Annotated in this window: 16 protein-coding genes; 13 read left to right on the forward strand and 3 right to left on the reverse strand. The window is 72.5% G+C overall.

Features of this window, described 5'->3' with window-relative positions; genetic code table 11:
• The first annotated feature begins 41 nt into the window (after positions 1–41).
• On the forward strand, positions 42–839 hold the full coding sequence (locus ABZ934_RS25550; protein ID WP_361317409.1) for a BTAD domain-containing putative transcriptional regulator: 798 nt from the start codon (positions 42–44) through the stop codon (positions 837–839).
• Between the two features lie 125 nt (positions 840–964).
• Here the strand turns inward: ABZ934_RS25550 and ABZ934_RS25555 are convergent, their stop codons facing one another.
• Positions 965–1,453 (reverse strand): DUF1772 domain-containing protein, encoded by a 489-nt coding sequence (locus ABZ934_RS25555; RefSeq protein WP_361317411.1) that lies wholly within the window; start codon positions 1,451–1,453, stop codon positions 965–967.
• Between the two features lie 233 nt (positions 1,454–1,686).
• Between ABZ934_RS25555 and gdhA the strand changes: the two genes are divergently transcribed.
• Positions 1,687–3,042: an NADP-specific glutamate dehydrogenase gene (gdhA, locus tag ABZ934_RS25560; protein WP_361317414.1), complete on the forward strand. Its 1,356-nt coding sequence runs from the start codon at positions 1,687–1,689 to the stop codon at positions 3,040–3,042.
• 190 nt (positions 3,043–3,232) lie between these two features.
• On the opposite strand, the gene ABZ934_RS25565 is transcribed toward gdhA, so the two are convergent.
• Positions 3,233–4,003 carry a hypothetical protein gene (locus tag ABZ934_RS25565; protein WP_361317417.1) on the reverse strand — a complete coding sequence of 257 codons (771 nt, stop codon included), beginning with the start codon at positions 4,001–4,003 and terminating at the stop codon, positions 3,233–3,235.
• A gap of 186 nt (positions 4,004–4,189) precedes the next feature.
• Between ABZ934_RS25565 and ABZ934_RS25570 the strand changes: the two genes are divergently transcribed.
• The 7 genes from ABZ934_RS25570 (at position 4,190) to ABZ934_RS25600 (ending at position 11,039) form a co-directional block, all read left to right on the forward strand.
• The gene (locus tag ABZ934_RS25570; RefSeq protein WP_361317419.1) at positions 4,190–5,593 is read left to right on the forward strand and encodes an AMP-binding protein; all 1,404 of its coding nucleotides are present in this window, start codon (positions 4,190–4,192) and stop codon (positions 5,591–5,593) included.
• Entirely contained in the window at positions 5,590–6,402 is an 813-nt protein-coding gene (locus ABZ934_RS25575; protein ID WP_361317421.1) for an alpha/beta fold hydrolase, read from the forward strand. The genes ABZ934_RS25570 and ABZ934_RS25575 overlap by 4 nt, the downstream gene beginning before the upstream one ends.
• 75 nt (positions 6,403–6,477) lie before the next feature.
• Entirely contained in the window at positions 6,478–7,413 is a 936-nt protein-coding gene (locus ABZ934_RS25580) for a DMT family transporter (protein ID WP_361317423.1), read from the forward strand.
• Positions 7,414–7,703: 290 nt separating this feature from the next.
• On the forward strand, positions 7,704–8,561 hold the full coding sequence (locus ABZ934_RS25585; RefSeq protein ID WP_361317426.1) for an AfsR/SARP family transcriptional regulator: 858 nt from the start codon (positions 7,704–7,706) through the stop codon (positions 8,559–8,561).
• 231 nt (positions 8,562–8,792) lie between these two features.
• The gene (locus ABZ934_RS25590) at positions 8,793–9,614 is read left to right on the forward strand and encodes an AfsR/SARP family transcriptional regulator (protein WP_361317428.1); all 822 of its coding nucleotides are present in this window, start codon (positions 8,793–8,795) and stop codon (positions 9,612–9,614) included.
• Between the two features lie 164 nt (positions 9,615–9,778).
• Complete coding sequence (locus ABZ934_RS25595; protein WP_361317430.1) at positions 9,779–10,747, forward strand: aromatase/cyclase; 969 nt, start codon at positions 9,779–9,781, stop codon at positions 10,745–10,747.
• 100 nt (positions 10,748–10,847) lie between these two features.
• Complete coding sequence (locus ABZ934_RS25600; RefSeq protein ID WP_361317433.1) at positions 10,848–11,039, forward strand: DUF5302 domain-containing protein; 192 nt, start codon at positions 10,848–10,850, stop codon at positions 11,037–11,039.
• Positions 11,040–11,250: 211 nt separating this feature from the next.
• On the opposite strand, the gene ABZ934_RS25605 is transcribed toward ABZ934_RS25600, so the two are convergent.
• A complete protein-coding gene (locus ABZ934_RS25605) occupies positions 11,251–12,108 on the reverse strand; it encodes a helix-turn-helix transcriptional regulator (RefSeq protein WP_361317435.1) in 858 nt (285 codons plus the stop codon).
• Between the two features lie 241 nt (positions 12,109–12,349).
• Between ABZ934_RS25605 and ABZ934_RS25610 the strand changes: the two genes are divergently transcribed.
• From ABZ934_RS25610 to ABZ934_RS25625, 4 genes are all read left to right on the forward strand, one after another.
• The gene (locus ABZ934_RS25610) at positions 12,350–12,646 is read left to right on the forward strand and encodes a hypothetical protein (protein ID WP_361317438.1); all 297 of its coding nucleotides are present in this window, start codon (positions 12,350–12,352) and stop codon (positions 12,644–12,646) included.
• Between the two features lie 74 nt (positions 12,647–12,720).
• Complete coding sequence (locus ABZ934_RS25615) at positions 12,721–13,545, forward strand: alpha/beta fold hydrolase (RefSeq protein WP_361317440.1); 825 nt, start codon at positions 12,721–12,723, stop codon at positions 13,543–13,545.
• 29 nt (positions 13,546–13,574) lie between these two features.
• Positions 13,575–14,489, forward strand: coding sequence for an isocitrate lyase/phosphoenolpyruvate mutase family protein (locus ABZ934_RS25620; protein WP_361317443.1), 915 nt, complete (start codon positions 13,575–13,577; stop codon positions 14,487–14,489).
• Positions 14,486–15,451, forward strand: coding sequence for a 3-oxoacyl-ACP synthase (locus ABZ934_RS25625; protein WP_361317446.1), 966 nt, complete (start codon positions 14,486–14,488; stop codon positions 15,449–15,451). Before ABZ934_RS25620 ends, ABZ934_RS25625 begins: the two co-directional genes overlap by 4 nt.

Here is a 15,451-nt window from a genome sequence, read left to right on the forward strand (position 1 = left end):
CGTCCGGCCGCCGCCGTCCCGCTGACGAGGAGCCACCTTCCATGCGTTTCCATCTCATCGGCCCGTTCGAGATCGTCGCCGACGACGGACGGGTGTACCGGCCCGGGACCCCGAAGGTCTGCCAGACACTGGCGCTGCTGCTCACCCGGCCCCATGAGATCGTCACGGCGGAGGCGCTCATCCACGAGCTGTGGGGCGACCGACCGCCGCGCAGCGCCGTCACCACCCTCCAGACGTACGTCTACCACGCCCGCAGGATGCTGGTACGGGAGAACCTGGTGCCCCCCGGGCGCTCCCTGATCGTCACCAGTCCGCCCGGCTACCGCATCCTCGCCGACGACGCCGAGATCGACATCCGCGTCTTCGAAGGTCTCGTCGCCCGGGCCCTTACCCGGCTCGCGGACGGCGACCCGGCCGGCGCGCTGCGCGACGTCCGCGAGGCCCTGGACCTGTGGCGCGGCCCCGCCCTGTCGAACCACCCCGTCGGCGACGTGCTCGCCGGCCACCTCGTCCACCTGGAGGCACTGCGCGTACGCGCCTACGAGATCCGGATCGAGGCACAGGAACAGCTCGGCCTGGCCCGTGAATCCATCCCCGAGCTGCGCAAGCTCATCAACGACTACCCGCTCAACGAGTGGTTCCACAGCCGGCTCGTCACGGCCCTCGTCGCCGCGGGCCGGCGCGCGGAAGCCGTACGGGCCTACCAGCACGTCCGCCGGGTCCTCGCCGACGAACTCGGCACGGAACCCTCGCCCGAGCTGCGGCGGCTCCAAGCCCGGCTGCTGAGCCCCGCCCCCCGGGCCGGCGGCGAGCGGTTCGCGGTGCGGTCCGGTACCTGACGGGGGCAGCCGGAGGGCAGGTCGGCGGTGGTGCGCGCCGCCTGACGACGGCCCGTGCTGCATGAGGCGGGCGCGCCGGCGCCCGCCTGCTCGGGCGTCAAGGGCCGTCGTCGGGCGCCAGGGCGTCAGGGCGTCAGGATCAGGGCCCAGGCCAGCAGGCCGGTGGCCGCCGTGCACAGCAGCGTGCGCCCGACGTTGGCCCGTACCCACGATCCCTCGAAGGCATGGCGGACGGCGGCCGGGTCGGCGATCCGCGCGGGCGGACCGGCCTTCTCCAGGGCGTTGTTCAGCGGGATGTTGACCCGACCCGTGACGGCCATGGCGGCCAGGTAGCACACGAACGCCCCCGCCAGTGGTGCGAGCACGGCGCCGCGGGCGGACACGGCGTGCAGGACCAGGGCCAGGCCGGTGAAGAGCAGGGCGCCGATGTAGCCGAGGACGAACCAGCCGTTGAGGATGGCGACGTTGACGCGCTGCATCACCTCGATGACGGTCCGGTCGTCGGCGCGCCGCAGGGCGGGCATCACGGACACGGCGAATCCGTAGAAGAGGCCGCTGACCAACCCCATGGTGATCGTCGCGGCAACGAGCGACGCCAAACGTGCCATTTCCATACGGGTGTTTCCCCCCGGGTCGACCGGCCCCCACGCGTCCCGCCGATCCTAAGGGCCCCCCACGTCACGGCCGGTGGCGAACGCGGCCCGAAGCGCGCCGCTCCGGCGGGGCGCGTGCCGGACTCCAGGGGCGTTCCAGGGGGCGGAAGCCCTCTCCACGCCCGGGGCGACGCACGGTACTCTCCCGCCTGGGCCCGCACGCCCGCCTGCCACCCTCCGAGAGGAAACACGTCGTGAAGGACCCCAAGGACAGGCTGGACGCACTGCGGGCCGACATCGAGCGCCGCAACCCCGCCCAGCCCGAGTTCCACCAGGCCGTACGGGAAGTCCTGGACACCCTCGGCCCGGTGTTCGCCGCGCGCCCCGAGTACGCCGACCCGGCCGTGGCGCTGGTCGAGCGGATCACCGAACCGGAGCGGCAGATCCTCTTCCGCGTGCCGTGGACGGACGACCGGGGCCGCGTGCAGGTGAACCGCGGCTACCGCGTCGAGTTCAACAGCGCGCTCGGCCCGTACAAGGGCGGCCTGCGCTTCCACCCGTCCGTGGACATCGGCGTGGTGAAGTTCCTCGGCTTCGAGCAGATCTTCAAGAACGCTCTGACGGGCCTCGGCATCGGCGGCGGCAAGGGCGGCAGCGACTTCGACCCGCACGGCAAGTCCGACGCCGAGGTGATGCGCTTCTGTCAGTCGTTCATGACGGAGCTGTCGCGTCACATCGGTGAGCACACCGACGTCCCCGCCGGTGACATCGGCGTCGGCGGCCGTGAGATCGGCTACCTGTTCGGCCAGTACCGGCGCATCACCAACCGCTGGGAGGCCGGCGTCCTGACCGGCAAGGGCCAGGGCTGGGGCGGCTCCGCGATCCGCCCGGAGGCCACCGGCTACGGCTCCGTGCTGTTCGCCGCGGAGATGCTCAAGGTCCGGGGCGAGTCGCTGGACGGCCTGAGCGCGGTCGTCTCGGGCTCCGGCAACGTCGCCCTCTACACGATCGAGAAGCTCCAGCAGCTGGGCGCCAACCCGCTGACGGCCTCCGACTCCTCCGGCTACGTCGTGGACGAGAAGGGCATCGACCTCGCGCTGCTGAAGCAGATCAAGGAGGTCGAGCGCGGCCGGATCAGCGAGTACGCCGCCCGGCGCGGGGCGTCGGCGCGCTTCGTACAGGGCGGCCGGGTCTGGGAGGTCCCGGCGGACGTGGCGTTCCCGTCGGCCACGCAGAACGAGCTGGACGTCGACGACGCGCGCACGCTGGTCGCGGGCGGCGTCAAGGCCGTCTCCGAGGGCGCCAACATGCCGACGACGCCGGAGGCGGTGCGGGTGCTCCAGCAGGCGGGCGTCGCGTTCGGCCCCGGCAAGGCGGCGAACGCGGGCGGCGTGGCCGTCAGCGCGCTGGAGATGGCGCAGAACGCGGGGCGGGTGGCGTGGGGACGCGAGCGGGTGGAGGAGGAACTGGCCCGGATCATGCGGTCGATCCACGCCGTGTCCTACGAGACCGCCGAGCGGTACGGAGCCCCGGGGGACTACGTCACCGGCGCGAACATCGCGGGCTTCGAGCGTGTGGCGGACGCGATGCTGGCCCAGGGCGTGATCTGACCCCGGCCCACACGCCGTGAGCCTGCGGCCGGGCCCGTTCGCGACGCCGTCCGACGCGCGGGCCCGGCCGGGGGCTCCGCCTTGCGGCCTCTGGGAGCCATCCAACCCCGGGCAACTCCGGCCCCGCGCCCGCGACCGGGCGCCGGCGGGCGTTGGCTGGGCAACAAGAGTTGCGGGCCGGGTTCGAGAGTCAGGTCGTCGGATCCCAGACGCCGTCGAACAAGGCGAGTTCGAGCAGATCAGGGCTTGACGCAGGCCACCCGATCCCGGCGGAGACGAGCTGCTCGGCAGAAGCGGTGATCCAGCGCAGGTACACCTCGTAGCGATGTGGCGTCCAGCCACCGTCCGACCACGTCCAGGTCGCCACGTCCGACGCCGATGCCAGTCCGGCTTCCAGCCCGATCCGCGTGGCGTGGGCGCGCACGACGCGGGCGACCCTTTGGTCCAGGATGAGGGCACGAGGGGTGGCGGCCGCGTCCATCGTCAGGCCGAGGAAGTAGAGGAGCTTGGTGAAGAACGCCGGTCCCAGCCCTCTGACCGCTCGGTACAGCACGCCATACGCCGCGGTCGCCCCATCCTCCCGCAGGGCCGCGTCGGCACTCGCCAACGCATCGGCGACATTCGGCTCGGCCAGGATGTCCTTGAGGCGGTGCGGACCGTAGCCGATTCTGCCTTGTCCCCACACATACGAGGCGACGAGAGCCTCAGCCTGTCGGCCGCCCCGCACTGCCTCCCGCACCACCTCTGCCACTTGCGCGCGGCTGATCGTCACGGCCCCTGCCTGCGACCGGTCGGAGAGCCCGTCGGGCCACGGCTCGATGCCCGACCAGTGCGCAGGCACGTACTTCACGCTATGAGCGCCGGCGCCGGCGGCGTACCGAGCCCCCGGCCCGGCCCGCCACCCGTCCATGGCGCGTATCGCACCGGTCGGCAGCAGCCGCTCCATCAGCTCGGCGTCCAACGCGTCCGCATCATCCTGTCGTCCCATCCCACCCCTCCGGAGAGTCTGCTGCCATCATGTACGGCCCGACGGCGGGGCGGATGCCGTCTGCCGATTCCAGCGGGGACCCGCGTGGGATGTGGTCGGGCACCGGGGGTGCGCGAGGGGTGGTCGTAGCCTGGGGGGACCACTATCAGGGAGTCGCGCGTGCTTACCGCACTGGACGGGGTGTACGGGGACCGGCCCGACGCTCTCAGCGTTGCCGGCCGGGTCTGTTCGTACGAGCAACTGCTCGGCGCCGCACGGGCCGTGGCGGCCGACGTCATCGACACCGGGGCCCCCGCGTTCGCCGTCACCGCGACCGCGTCGCTGGAGACCGTCGCCGCCGCCGTCGGCGCGCTGCTGGCCGGGGTGCCCCTCGTACCGTTGCCGCCCGACGCCGGGCCCGCCGAACGGGGGCACATCCTGCGGGACTCCGGGGCGGTCGAGATCGACGTGGACTTCGCCCGCAAGGGCAGGGACCCCGACCGGCAACGGCCGCCCGCCGCCGACCGGGACCCCGCACTGATCCTCTACACCTCCGGCACCACCGGCCCGCCCAAGGGCGTGGTCCTCACGGCGGCGGCCATCGCCGCCGACCTCGACGCCCTCGCCGAGGCATGGCAGTGGAGCGCCGAGGACACCCTCGTGCACGGCCTGCCCCTGTTCCACGTGCACGGCCTCGTCCTCGGCGTCCTCGGCGCGCTGCGCACGGGCAGCCGCCTCGTGCACACCGGCCGGCCCACCCCCGAGGCGTACGCCGCGGCCGGCGGCAGCCTGTACTTCGGTGTGCCGACCGTCTGGTCCCGCGTCGCCGCCGAACCCCGCGCCGCCGCCGCCCTGTCCGGGGCCCGGCTGCTCGTCTCGGGCAGCGCCGCCCTGCCCTCACCGGTCTTCCGGGACCTGGAGGCCCTGACCGGCCACCGGCCCGTCGAGCGGTACGGGATGACCGAGACCCTGATCACCGTCAGCGGTCGGGCCGGCGGCGAGGTGCACCCGGGTACGGTCGGCACCCCGTTGCGCGGCATCCGCACCCGGATCGCCGCCGAACCTGGCGCGGAGATCGGCGAACTCCAGCTCACCGGGCCCACCTTGTTCTCCGGGTACCTGGGCCGGCCGGAGGCGACCGCGGCCGCGTACACCGAGGACGGCTGGTTCCGTACGGGCGACATCGCCGCCGTCGACGAGGACGGCGTCCACCGCATCGTGGGCCGGGCCTCCATCGACATGATCAAGTCCGGTGGCTACCGGATCGGCGCGGGCGAGATCGAGAACGCCCTGCTCGACCATCCCAGGGTCAGCGAGGCAGCCGTGGTCGGCGTCCCGGACGCGGACCTCGGGCAGCGCATCGTGGCCTTCGTCGTCGCCGAGGGCGTCACCGGCGCCGAACTCACCGACTTCGTCGCCGCGCACCTGTCGGTGCACAAACGCCCCCGCGAGGTCCGCTTCGTCGCGTCGCTGCCGCGCAACGCCATGGGCAAGCCGCAGAAGAGGCTGCTGCTCACGGACGGGTCCGCGGACGGGTCCGCGGACGCGGCTGCGGCGGGCGGCGCGGCGGGGGAGCGGCGGTGACCGGGCCCGACCGCGCCACCCGCGCCGCCCTCGCCACCGGCAGTCCCTGGCTGCGCCGCTTCGACGCCGGCCCGCCCTCACCGGACGCACCCGTCATCGTGCTGCTCCCGCACGCCGGCGGGAACGCCGCCTACTACCGCCCGTTCTCCCCGGCGCTGTCCACGCACGCCGAGGTGCTCATCGCCCAGTACCCCGGCCGTCAGGAGCGGCTCGGGGAGCCGGTCCCCGAGTGCGTCGGCGCGCTCGTCGACGGGGTGGAGGAGGCGCTGCGGCCCTGGCGCGGGCGGCCGTTGACCGTCTTCGGGCACAGCATGGGCGCCCTGGTCGGCTACGAGCTGACGCGCCGCCTGGAGCGCGCCGGCGCGGGCCCGCGCGGGCTGATCCTCTCCGGGCGCCGCTCGGCGCTCCTGCACCGCGAGGAGGACGTGCACCTGCGGGGCGACGACGCCCTGATCGGCACGTTGACCGCACTGGCAGGGACCGACGCACGACTGCTCGCCGATCCGGGGTTCCGGGAGCTGATCCTCCCGGCGCTGCGCGGCGACTACAAGGCGGTCGAGACCTACCGCCACGAGCCGGGTCCGCCGCTGCGCGCGCCCGTCAGCGTGCTGATCGGCGCGTCGGACCCGCGCGTCGGCGCCTCCGAGGCGATGGCCTGGCGCGAGCTGACCGAGGGCGCCTTCACCTTCCGCTCCTTCCCGGGCGGACACTTTTACCTCAATGACATGCGCGAGGCGGTCACGCGGGCGCTCGTAGAGGACCTGACCGTCTTCACGGCCCGTCCGACACCGGCCGGTTCACCGGGATAGCCGAAGCGCGCCGCCGGTGGCCGGATCGGGCGAGACGATCTGGGCAGCGTGGGCCGGCGTGAGTACGTTGCTCGTATGGATCAAACGGCTGGCGCTCCCAGAACCGATCACCGTGCCCTCTTGGCGGCCTCCGTCACCGTCGTGATGTGGGCCTCCGCGTTCGTCTCCATCCGCGCTTCGGCCCAGCATTTCGGGCCCGGCGCCCTGGCCCTGGGCAGGCTCCTGACCGCGTCGATCGCGCTCGGCGCGGTGCTGCTGGTCAAGCGGGTGCCGCCGCCGTCGCGAGAGGCGTGGCCGGGCATCCTCGCCTCCGGTGTGCTGTGGTTCGGGCTCTACATGGTGGCGCTGAACTGGGGCGAGCAGGGAGTCGACGCCGGCACGGCGGCGATGGTCGTCAACATCGGCCCCCTCGTCATCGCACTGCTGAGCGGATGGCTCCTCAGGGAGGGTTTCCCGTCGAAGCTGTTGGCGGGGATGGCCGTCTCCTTCGTCGGCGCGGCCGTCGTCGGGCTGTCCACGTCCAAGGGCGGCTCCTCCTCCCTCACCGGTGTGCTGCTCTGTCTGCTCGCCGCCCTCACCTACGGGGCCGGCGTGGTCTCGCAGAAGCCGGCGCTGCGGCACGCGAGTCCGCTCCAGGTGACCACGTACGGCTGCTTCGTCGGTACGGCGGTGACCCTGCCGTTCGCCGGACAACTGTTCACGCAGCTCCCCGAGGCGCCGCTGACCGCCACCCTCAACATGGTGTACCTGGGCCTCTTCCCGACCGCCCTGGCCTTCACCACCTGGACGTACGCGCTCTCGCGGACCACCGCCGGGAAGATGGGCGCGACCACCTACGCCGTGCCGGCCGTGGTGGTGCTGATCGCCTGGCTCGTCCTGGACGAGGTGCCCGGTTGGCTGACCCTGCTGGGCGGGGCGATCTGCCTCGGCGGCGTGGCGGTCTCCCGGACGCGGGGCGCGCGACCGGCCCCGGCGGTGGTCCCGGCGAAGGAGGCCGCCGACCGGCCGTGACCGGCGGCGCGTGAGGCGCCCGGGAGAGGGCGGCGGGGTGTCCCGTCGCCCTTTCTTCGGTCCAAAAATCCCCCGGAACACAGACCTTGCGGTCTGTTTTTGAGTGGCCGTCAGGTCGAATCCATGCGCCAGCTAGGGCCTTTGTGTGGCGCGGTACAGGCGGATGGCGAGTACGGGGCGGTGTTCCGTGCGAGAACCCCTGATGAAAACGGCGCAGTTGGTTTGATATTGACAAACCGTGGGGCCTGTTTTTTACTGAGGCAGGCTCATCCACGGACAGGGGAGTACGGGTGGACATCGAAGTACTTGGCACGCTGGCGGTGCGGGAGCACGGAGTCTCCATCACGCCGACCGCCCTCAAGCCGCGGCAGGTCCTGGCGCTGCTGGCCCTGCACGCCGACCAGGTCGTCCCCGTGTCGGCCCTCATCGAGGAACTGTGGGCCGGCGAACCGCCGCGCAGCGCCCGCACCACCCTCCAGACGTACGTGCTCCAGCTCCGGTCCCTGATCACCACGGCCCTCGAACGGGGCGGCGACCAGACCCGGACCGCGAAGGACGTCCTCGTCACGCTGCCCGGCGGGTACCTGCTCGACAGCAACGGCGGCACCAGCGACGTCCGCGAGTTCGACCGACTCGCGGGCCTGGGCTACCGCGCCATGGACTCCGGCGACCACCCCGGCGCGGCCCGCCTGCTGCGCGAGGCGCTGGCACTGTGGTCGGGCCCCGCGTTCGCCGACGTGGCCGGCGGCGTGCAACTGGACATGGAGTGCCGCCGCTTGGAGGAGACCCGGCTCTGCGCCCTCGACCAACGCATCGAGGCGGACCTGCGGCTCGGCCGGCACCGCGAGCTGCTCGCCGAACTCACGGTCCTCGCCAGTCGCTACCGCACCCACGAGAACCTGCACGGCCAGTTCATGCTCGCCCTGCACCGCTCCGGCCGCCGCGGCGAAGCCCTCGACGTCTACCAGCGGCTGCGCGCCACCCTCGTGCGCGAACTCGGCATCGAGCCGTCCGTGGCCCTGCGCAGGCTCCAGCGCTCGATCCTCATGGCCGGCCCGGAGGCGGCCACCGCAACCGCCGCCGCCGTGCCCGCCCCGTCCGCCGCGTCCGCGCAGAACCCCGACGAACGGCTCGTCCGCGTCGGCTGAACCCCGCCCCGGCGGGGGCTACCGGAGGGCCGGGTCGGTGCGGCCTGTCTCCCCCGTAGGTGACGAATGTGATATTTGTGCAGGTCACGGCCGGTGTGATCGTTCCAGGAAGGTGCGGTCGAGGAATTCTGGAAAGGTGCTGGACCATTCGGGGAAGCCGCCCCGGCCTTCGCTACCGTTCGATGTCCGAGACCGAAAATCGACGGAATGCGACCAGGTACGGAGGAAACCGTGAAGATTCAGGTTCTGGGTCCGTTGAGTGCCGAGGTCAACGGGGGCTCGATCGTTCCGACCGCCGGGAAACCGCGCCAGATCCTGGCGCTGCTGGCCCTGTATCCGGGACGGGTGGTCCCCGTCCCCACCCTCATGGAAGAGCTCTGGCGGACGGAACTCCCGCAGAGCGCCCTGACCACGCTCCAGACCTACATCCTCCAGCTGCGCCGGCGCCTGGGCACGGCCATGGGGCCCGGCGCGCCCGCCGGCGCCAAGGACGTCATCGCCACCCGGCACGGCGGCTACCTGCTCCAGATCGCTCCCGAGGCCGTCGACGTCCACACGTACGAGAGCCTCGTCCGCGCCGGTCAGCAGGCGTTCGACGCCGGTGACGACGGGGGCGCGGCGGCCCGGCTGCGCGAGGCGCTCGCCCTGTGGCAGGGCCCGGCGCTGGTCGACGTCCACGTGGGACCCGTCCTCGGCATCGAGGTCCTGCGGCTGGAGGAGAGCCGGCTCGTGACCCTGGAGCGGCGCATCGACGTCGACCTGCGGCTCGGCCGGCACGCCCAACTCATCGTGGAACTCACCGGGTTGATCGCCCGCCACCCGCAGCACGAGGGCCTGCACTCCCAGGCCATGGTCGCCCTCTACCGCTCCGGCCGGCAGGCCACCGCCCTGGACGTGTACCGCAGGCTGCGCACCCGGCTGGTCGAGGAGCTCGGCGTCGAACCGAGCCCGCAGCTCCAGCGCCTGCACCAGGCGATGCTGACCGTCGACCCCGCTCTCGACGTCATCGCCGGACCGCGCCGCTCCTCCACCTTCGACCTCTTCGCCGCGTAGCGGGCCGCTTCACCGCGCAGCGCCTCCCGCCTCCCCGACGCCCACCTCCCGCCTCCCCGACGCCCGCGTCCCGACGCCCGACCGAGGTTCGAGGGGCCGTCGACCGGCCCTCCGGTGCCTCCCGCGATCGTCGGAGCCCCGGGGGTCGAGAGAGGTGTGAGCCGATGTCAGGTGAGCGTGTGCGTCGCACGTCGTACGCGGTGGAGGTGGCGGCGCCCGCCGGGGTGGTCTACGCGCTGCTCGCGGACACCACCCAGTGGCCGTTGTTCATCCCGCCGAGCATCCACGTCGAACGGCTGGACTTCGACGGGACCCACGACCGCTTCGGCATGTGGGCCACCGCCGGCGGCACCGTCACGTCCTGGACCTCCCGCCGGTCCTTGGACGCCGCCGCCCGCACCATCGACTTCCGCCAAGAGCTCCCGGCACCGCCCGCCACCTCCATGGGAGGCCGCTGGGCCGTCGAGGAGCGGGGCCCCGGGCGGTGCCTGCTGACCCTCCTGCACCACTTCACCGTCGCGGACGACAACGCGGCCGACGCCGAGTGGGTCACCCGCGCCACCGATGCCAACAGCGCCGCCGAACTGGCCCGGCTCAAGGAGACCGCCGAGCGCTGGACGCGCCTGGACGACCTCCTGCTCACCTTCGAGGACTCGGTGCGCGTCCAGGGCCCCGCCGAACTCGTCTACGAGTTCCTCTACGGGGCCGCGGACTGGCCCGCCCACCTGCCCGACGTGCTGCGCGCCGACGTCCGCGAAGACCGCACCGGCGTCCAGCTCTTGAGCCTGGACACCCGCGGCGCCGACGGTCGGGTCCACACCGCCGAATCCGTGCGCGTCTGCTTCCCGCACGCCGGGCGGATCGTGTTCAAGGAGACCCGCGGCCCCTTGCCGCTGGCCGCGCACACCGGCGAATGGTCGCTGATCCCCGACGAGACCGGGCTGAACGCCGTGGCCCGCCACAGCGTCGTGCTGCGCGAGGAGGACATCGAACGATTCCTCGGCCCGGGCGTCGACGTCGCCCAGGCGCGCGACCACGTACGCCGCACCTTGGGCGCCGGGAGCACCGCCACGCTGCACCGCGCCCGCCGGTACGCGGAATCCGCGGTCCGGGTCCTCACCCCGGGCCGGTGACCGCGCCCCGGTGATTCGCCCGGCCGGGCATTCCCGCGAAGGCGGGCAACCGGCCGGTTCCACGGAGAAACAGATCCGGAATGTGCTCAGGAGGCACCACATGACCGCCACCCCGGAAAACCCGGAAAGCAACGCCGCCGGGACCGAAGGCAAGCACGCGTTCCGCGAGGCCCTGGAGCGCAAGGCGCGCATCGCCAGGGCGCGGCAGGCCGGCCAGGAAGGCCGTTCGAAGCTCAAGGGGTACAACGGACCCCAAGGGCAGAGCCGCGGGTTCCGCCGCAAGACCGGCTGAGGCCGCCCGGCACACCGCCCCGCACGCCGCCCTGCACCCGCAGGGGCTGCCGCGATCCGATTCCCGTTCGGATCGCGGCAGCCCCCTTTGCCGGCGCGCCATAAGCCCGCTCGAATACCGCCGGAGTGCCGCCGGAATGCCGCGCGGGAGCCCCGTCGCGCCCCGCCGTGCCCGCGTCCCGCGATCGTCGGACCCCTCGCCGGACCCCTCGTCAGACCACGTACGTCGCCTCGTTGCGGCCGAGCAGATAGCCGAGCTGTAATCGGTTGAGCGCCCCCAGTTCCTGCTTGATGGCCGCGATGTGCGCCTGCAGAGAGCGCTCACTGATGCCGATCCGGCGGGCGATCGCCTTGTCCGAGTAACCCTCGACGAGCAGTCTGCTGATGGACTCCCGGATGGCCGGCACCACTTCGTCGGCAGCCTTGGCGGCGTGCAGCGGGACGAACGGAAAGGGCTTGGCCCGGTCCCACGCCTTGTCGAACGTGTCGCGCAGAAATCGGATGATGGTGGGCTCGGTAATGGAAATGGCGGTCGTGCGTTCCGCGTTCGCCGGAATGAAGGCCGTGTCGTCGACGATGATGAGCCGGTCGAAGAATTCCTCCAGGGTCCTCACCTGTGCCCCGTATTCGGTGACCGTACGCACGTAGTCCTTCGTCGCCTCGTCGAAACGCGTGGTGTGCTGGTAGAGCGTGCGCATGGAAATGCCCGCCGCGATCTGCCGGCGCACGGATTCCAGCGCTTCCTTCAGTACCGCGCTCGGCCGCGCCCCGTCCGGCTGGGCGGTCAGGATGTCCCTGCGCACCGCGGCCAGCGCCTCGTTGATCGCGGAGGAGATACTGCCGAGGCCGTGCAGGTAGCGCACTCCGGGCCCGACGACCTGTTCCTGCGGACCGGCCCCGATCTCCGTGCGGGCTTCCGCGCGCGTGGCCTGCTGTGCGGCTTCCTGGGCCAGCAGGCCGAGGTGTGTTGCGAGTTCTCGCAAGAATGCCTGCGGTTCCTCCTCCGCGGGCGCACGCGGCTCCTCGGGTGCACCGCTTTGTGCAGATTTGACGTATTTAACTACGTCCACACGCCACCCCTGTCTGTCCGATATATGGGTGTTCGGGGCGCTTGAGACCCCGTGGATTCCCGCAATGCGGAAACCGGAGCCATCGTAGGTCTACCTCGGGATCTCCCGGCAGAGGAGATTTGGTCTCACCGCAGGAACGAACACCGAGAAGGCGCCCGGCGGATCACCCAGCCGCCCACCGGATTCGGACTTCCGTTTCTCGAATGACCAAAAAGCGAAAACGACCGAGGGGACTGGGGAAATGACGAAGAACCAGAGGGTTACCGGCGGGGCCGCCAGCGTTTCCGGAATCCGCGGCCGAGTGGTCCTGGCCGCCGCAGGAGCCGCCCTCGCTCTGGGAACGGCGGTCACCGGCCTCGCCCAGGGCGCCCTGTCCGACGGATCCGGCACCCACCTGCGCCTCGGCGATGTCGGCTGGAACCACACGGCCCCCCGCGTCCTCGCAGATGGCGCCGGTGACGTCGGCTGGAACAACCCGAAGCCCGGCACCACCCCCGCCCCCCAGCCCGCCAAGCCGGCTGACGTTGGCTGGAACTGATCCGCGGCCACCACCCCTCCTGCACTTCCTCCCCTCCCGCCACCGCCCGACCGGCAAAGGAATGGCTGATCTTCGTGGCTGCGTCCCCCTGGTTCCTGACCTCCGAGACCGCCCCCGGCGCCACCCCCGCCGCCGACCCCGCCGACACCCGCACCCGCGTCTACTGCTTCCCGCACGCCGGCGGCAACCCGCGCACCTTCCTCGACTGGCAGGACGGCATGGGCGACGACGCCCGGATCCTCGCCGTGTGCCCGCCTGGCCGAGGCCACCGCTTCCGCGAACCGGCCCCCGCCGGCGTCGCCGAACTCGCGGACGGCGCCGCCCTGGCCATCGCCCTCGACGCGGCCCCCGACCGGCCCTTCGTCCTCTTCGGCCACAGCTTCGGTGCGGCCCTCGCCTTCGAGGTCGCCCGCCGCCTCGACGGCGTACCCGGCCTCGCGGCCCTCGTCGCCTCCGGCTGCTCAGCCCCCTCCCTGCTCCCCACCCCGCGCGTGGTCGAGACGGCCCGACTGGAGGGCCGCCGGTTCACCGAGGCCGTCGGCTTCTTCGGCGGCCTGCCGCCCGAGGTGCTCCAGGACGAGGCGATGCAGGAACTGCTCCTGCCCCACCTCAAGGCCGACTTCACGATGGTCGCCGGGTACGAGTACCGACCCGCCCGGCCGCTGCACGTGCCGCTCACCCTGCTCAACGGCATCGACGACCCGCACGTCACCACCGCCTCCCTCGCCCCGTGGGCCCGCGAATGCCCGGGAGAACCGGCCCGCCACTGGGTCGACGGAGGCCACTTCTACTTCGAGGGCCGGCCCGACACCGTCACCGACGTACTGCGCCCGCTGGCCCGCGCCGCCCGTCGGGACGCCGCAACGCCCGCCCGTGATGAGTACGTTGAGCTGATCTGACCACCGGCCGACGCACCAGCGAGGACACCGTGAACCCCAGCACCGACGCCCGCCACCCCCGATCCCGGTACGCTCGCGGTGTCGCCTTCCGCGACCTGCACACCGGCCCCGGCCCGTTCGTCGTCCCCAACCCCTGGGACGCCGGCACCGCCCGCATCCTCGCCTCCTTCGGCTTCGCCGCCCTCGCCACCACCGGCGCCGGCCTCGCCCACAGCCTCGGCCGCCCCGACGGGGCCAACCAGGTCGGTCGCGACGAACTCCTCGCCAACGCCGCCGCGATCGTCGACGCCACCGGTCTGCCCGTCACCGCCGACCTGGAGAGCGGCTTCGGCGAGCGTCCCGAGGACATCGCCGAGACCATCCGGCTGGCCGCCGCCGCCGGTCTGGTCGGCGGCTCCATCGAGGACTCCACCGGTCGCGACGAGGACCCCGTACGGCCCCTTGCCGAAGCGGTGGAGCGCGTCGAAGCGGCCGTCGAGGCGGCAAAGGGACTCGACTTCCCCTTCACCGTCACCGCCCGCGCCGAGAACTTCTTCCAGGGGCGCCCCGACCTCGACGACACCATCCACCGCCTCCGGGCGTACGAGGCCGCCGGCGCGGACGTGCTCTACGCCCCCGCGCTGCCCGACGCCGAAGCGATCCGCGCCGTCTGCTCCGCCGTCTCCCGCCCCGTCAACGTCCTGATGGGCGGGGCGCTGAAGCTGTCCGTCGCCGACCTCGGGGCGCTCGGCGTACGCCGGATCAGCACCGGCTCGGCCCTGTCCCGCGCCGCGCTCGGCGCCCTCACCCGGGCCGCCCGCGAGATCGGCCAGTACGGCACCTTCGGCTTCGGCGCCGACGCCCTCCCGTACGCCGAGGCCAACGCCCTGCTGGCGACGCCCGCCCCGTCCGCGCCCGTCCCGACCGCCCCGTCCGACGACCGAGAGAGCGATCCGGCACCGTGAGCCTTCCTCCCGCAGCCTTACCCGCCGTCCACCTGTCAGCGCCGCGCTACGTGCTCGGCGAACAGGTGGCCGACCACACGAGCATCGGCAACCTCCAGGAACGGGCCCGCCGGTTCAAGATGGCGCCACGGGCCGAGCTGTGGGGCTGGGGCAGCGTCCGCAGGACCGCCAAGAGCCTGGACACCCTCGCCGTCGAGAGCGCCCGCGCGACCGTGGAGGCCGCGGGCGCCGACCCGGCCGGCATCGACTGCCTGATCCTGTGCTCCACCCGCTTCCCCGGCGGCCCGCGCACCCACGGCGGTTTCGTGGAGAAGGTGATGACCGGCATCGGCCTCCTCGACGCCGCCTTCATCGGCCTCACCCTCAACCGCTGCACCAACCTCCTCACGGGCATCCGCACCGCGCACGCCCTCGTCGCCGCCGGAACCCAGCGGCGGGTGCTGGTCGTCACCACCGACCGGGTCACCGACGAATCCGTCCGCATGGAGAACTTCGCCCTGTTCAGCGACGGCTCCGCCGCCTGCCTGATCTCCGCCGAACCCCTCGGCGCGGACACCTACGAGTTCATCGCCGGGGCCGCCGCCCAGGACCCCACATCCCTCGACTGGTCCCACGAGATCAGCTCGGAGCTCGCCCGCACCGTCAACGAGCGCATCCTCGACGCCGCCGGCATGAAGCTCGACGAGATAGACGGCCTGCTGCACCCCAACCTCTTCAAGCCCCTCATCACCCTCAAGGAACGCCAGGCCGGCTTCAGCCGACAGCAGCTCCACCTCGACAACATCACCCGCTTCGGCCACTGCTTCGCCGCCGACCCGCTGATCAACCTCGTGGACCGGGCCACCGCCGGAGCACTGCGCCCCGGCGGCCACTACCTGCTGGCCTCCAGCGTCCCCGGCTCCCGCGTCGGCGTCCTGCTGCGGGGGCCATCGCCCGTCACCCCGGACCGGGGGGAGAACTGA

The sequence above is a fragment of the Streptomyces sp. NPDC046557 genome, from assembly GCF_040645975.1.
In the GTDB taxonomy this organism is placed as follows: domain Bacteria; phylum Actinomycetota; class Actinomycetes; order Streptomycetales; family Streptomycetaceae; genus Streptomyces.

What these genes read in the sequence shown, in the direction of transcription:
- ABZ934_RS25555 (WP_361317411.1), bottom strand. Translation starts at nt 1,453, where the DNA reads ATGGAAATGGCACGTTTGGCGTCGCTCGTTGCCGCGACGATCACCATG.
- ABZ934_RS25595 (WP_361317430.1), top strand. Translation starts at nt 9,779, where the DNA reads ATGTCAGGTGAGCGTGTGCGTCGCACGTCGTACGCGGTGGAGGTGGCG.
- ABZ934_RS25580 (WP_361317423.1), top strand. Translation starts at nt 6,478, where the DNA reads ATGGATCAAACGGCTGGCGCTCCCAGAACCGATCACCGTGCCCTCTTG.
- ABZ934_RS25600 (WP_361317433.1), top strand. Translation starts at nt 10,848, where the DNA reads ATGACCGCCACCCCGGAAAACCCGGAAAGCAACGCCGCCGGGACCGAA.
- ABZ934_RS25550 (WP_361317409.1), top strand. Translation starts at nt 42, where the DNA reads ATGCGTTTCCATCTCATCGGCCCGTTCGAGATCGTCGCCGACGACGGA.
- ABZ934_RS25610 (WP_361317438.1), top strand. Translation starts at nt 12,350, where the DNA reads ATGACGAAGAACCAGAGGGTTACCGGCGGGGCCGCCAGCGTTTCCGGA.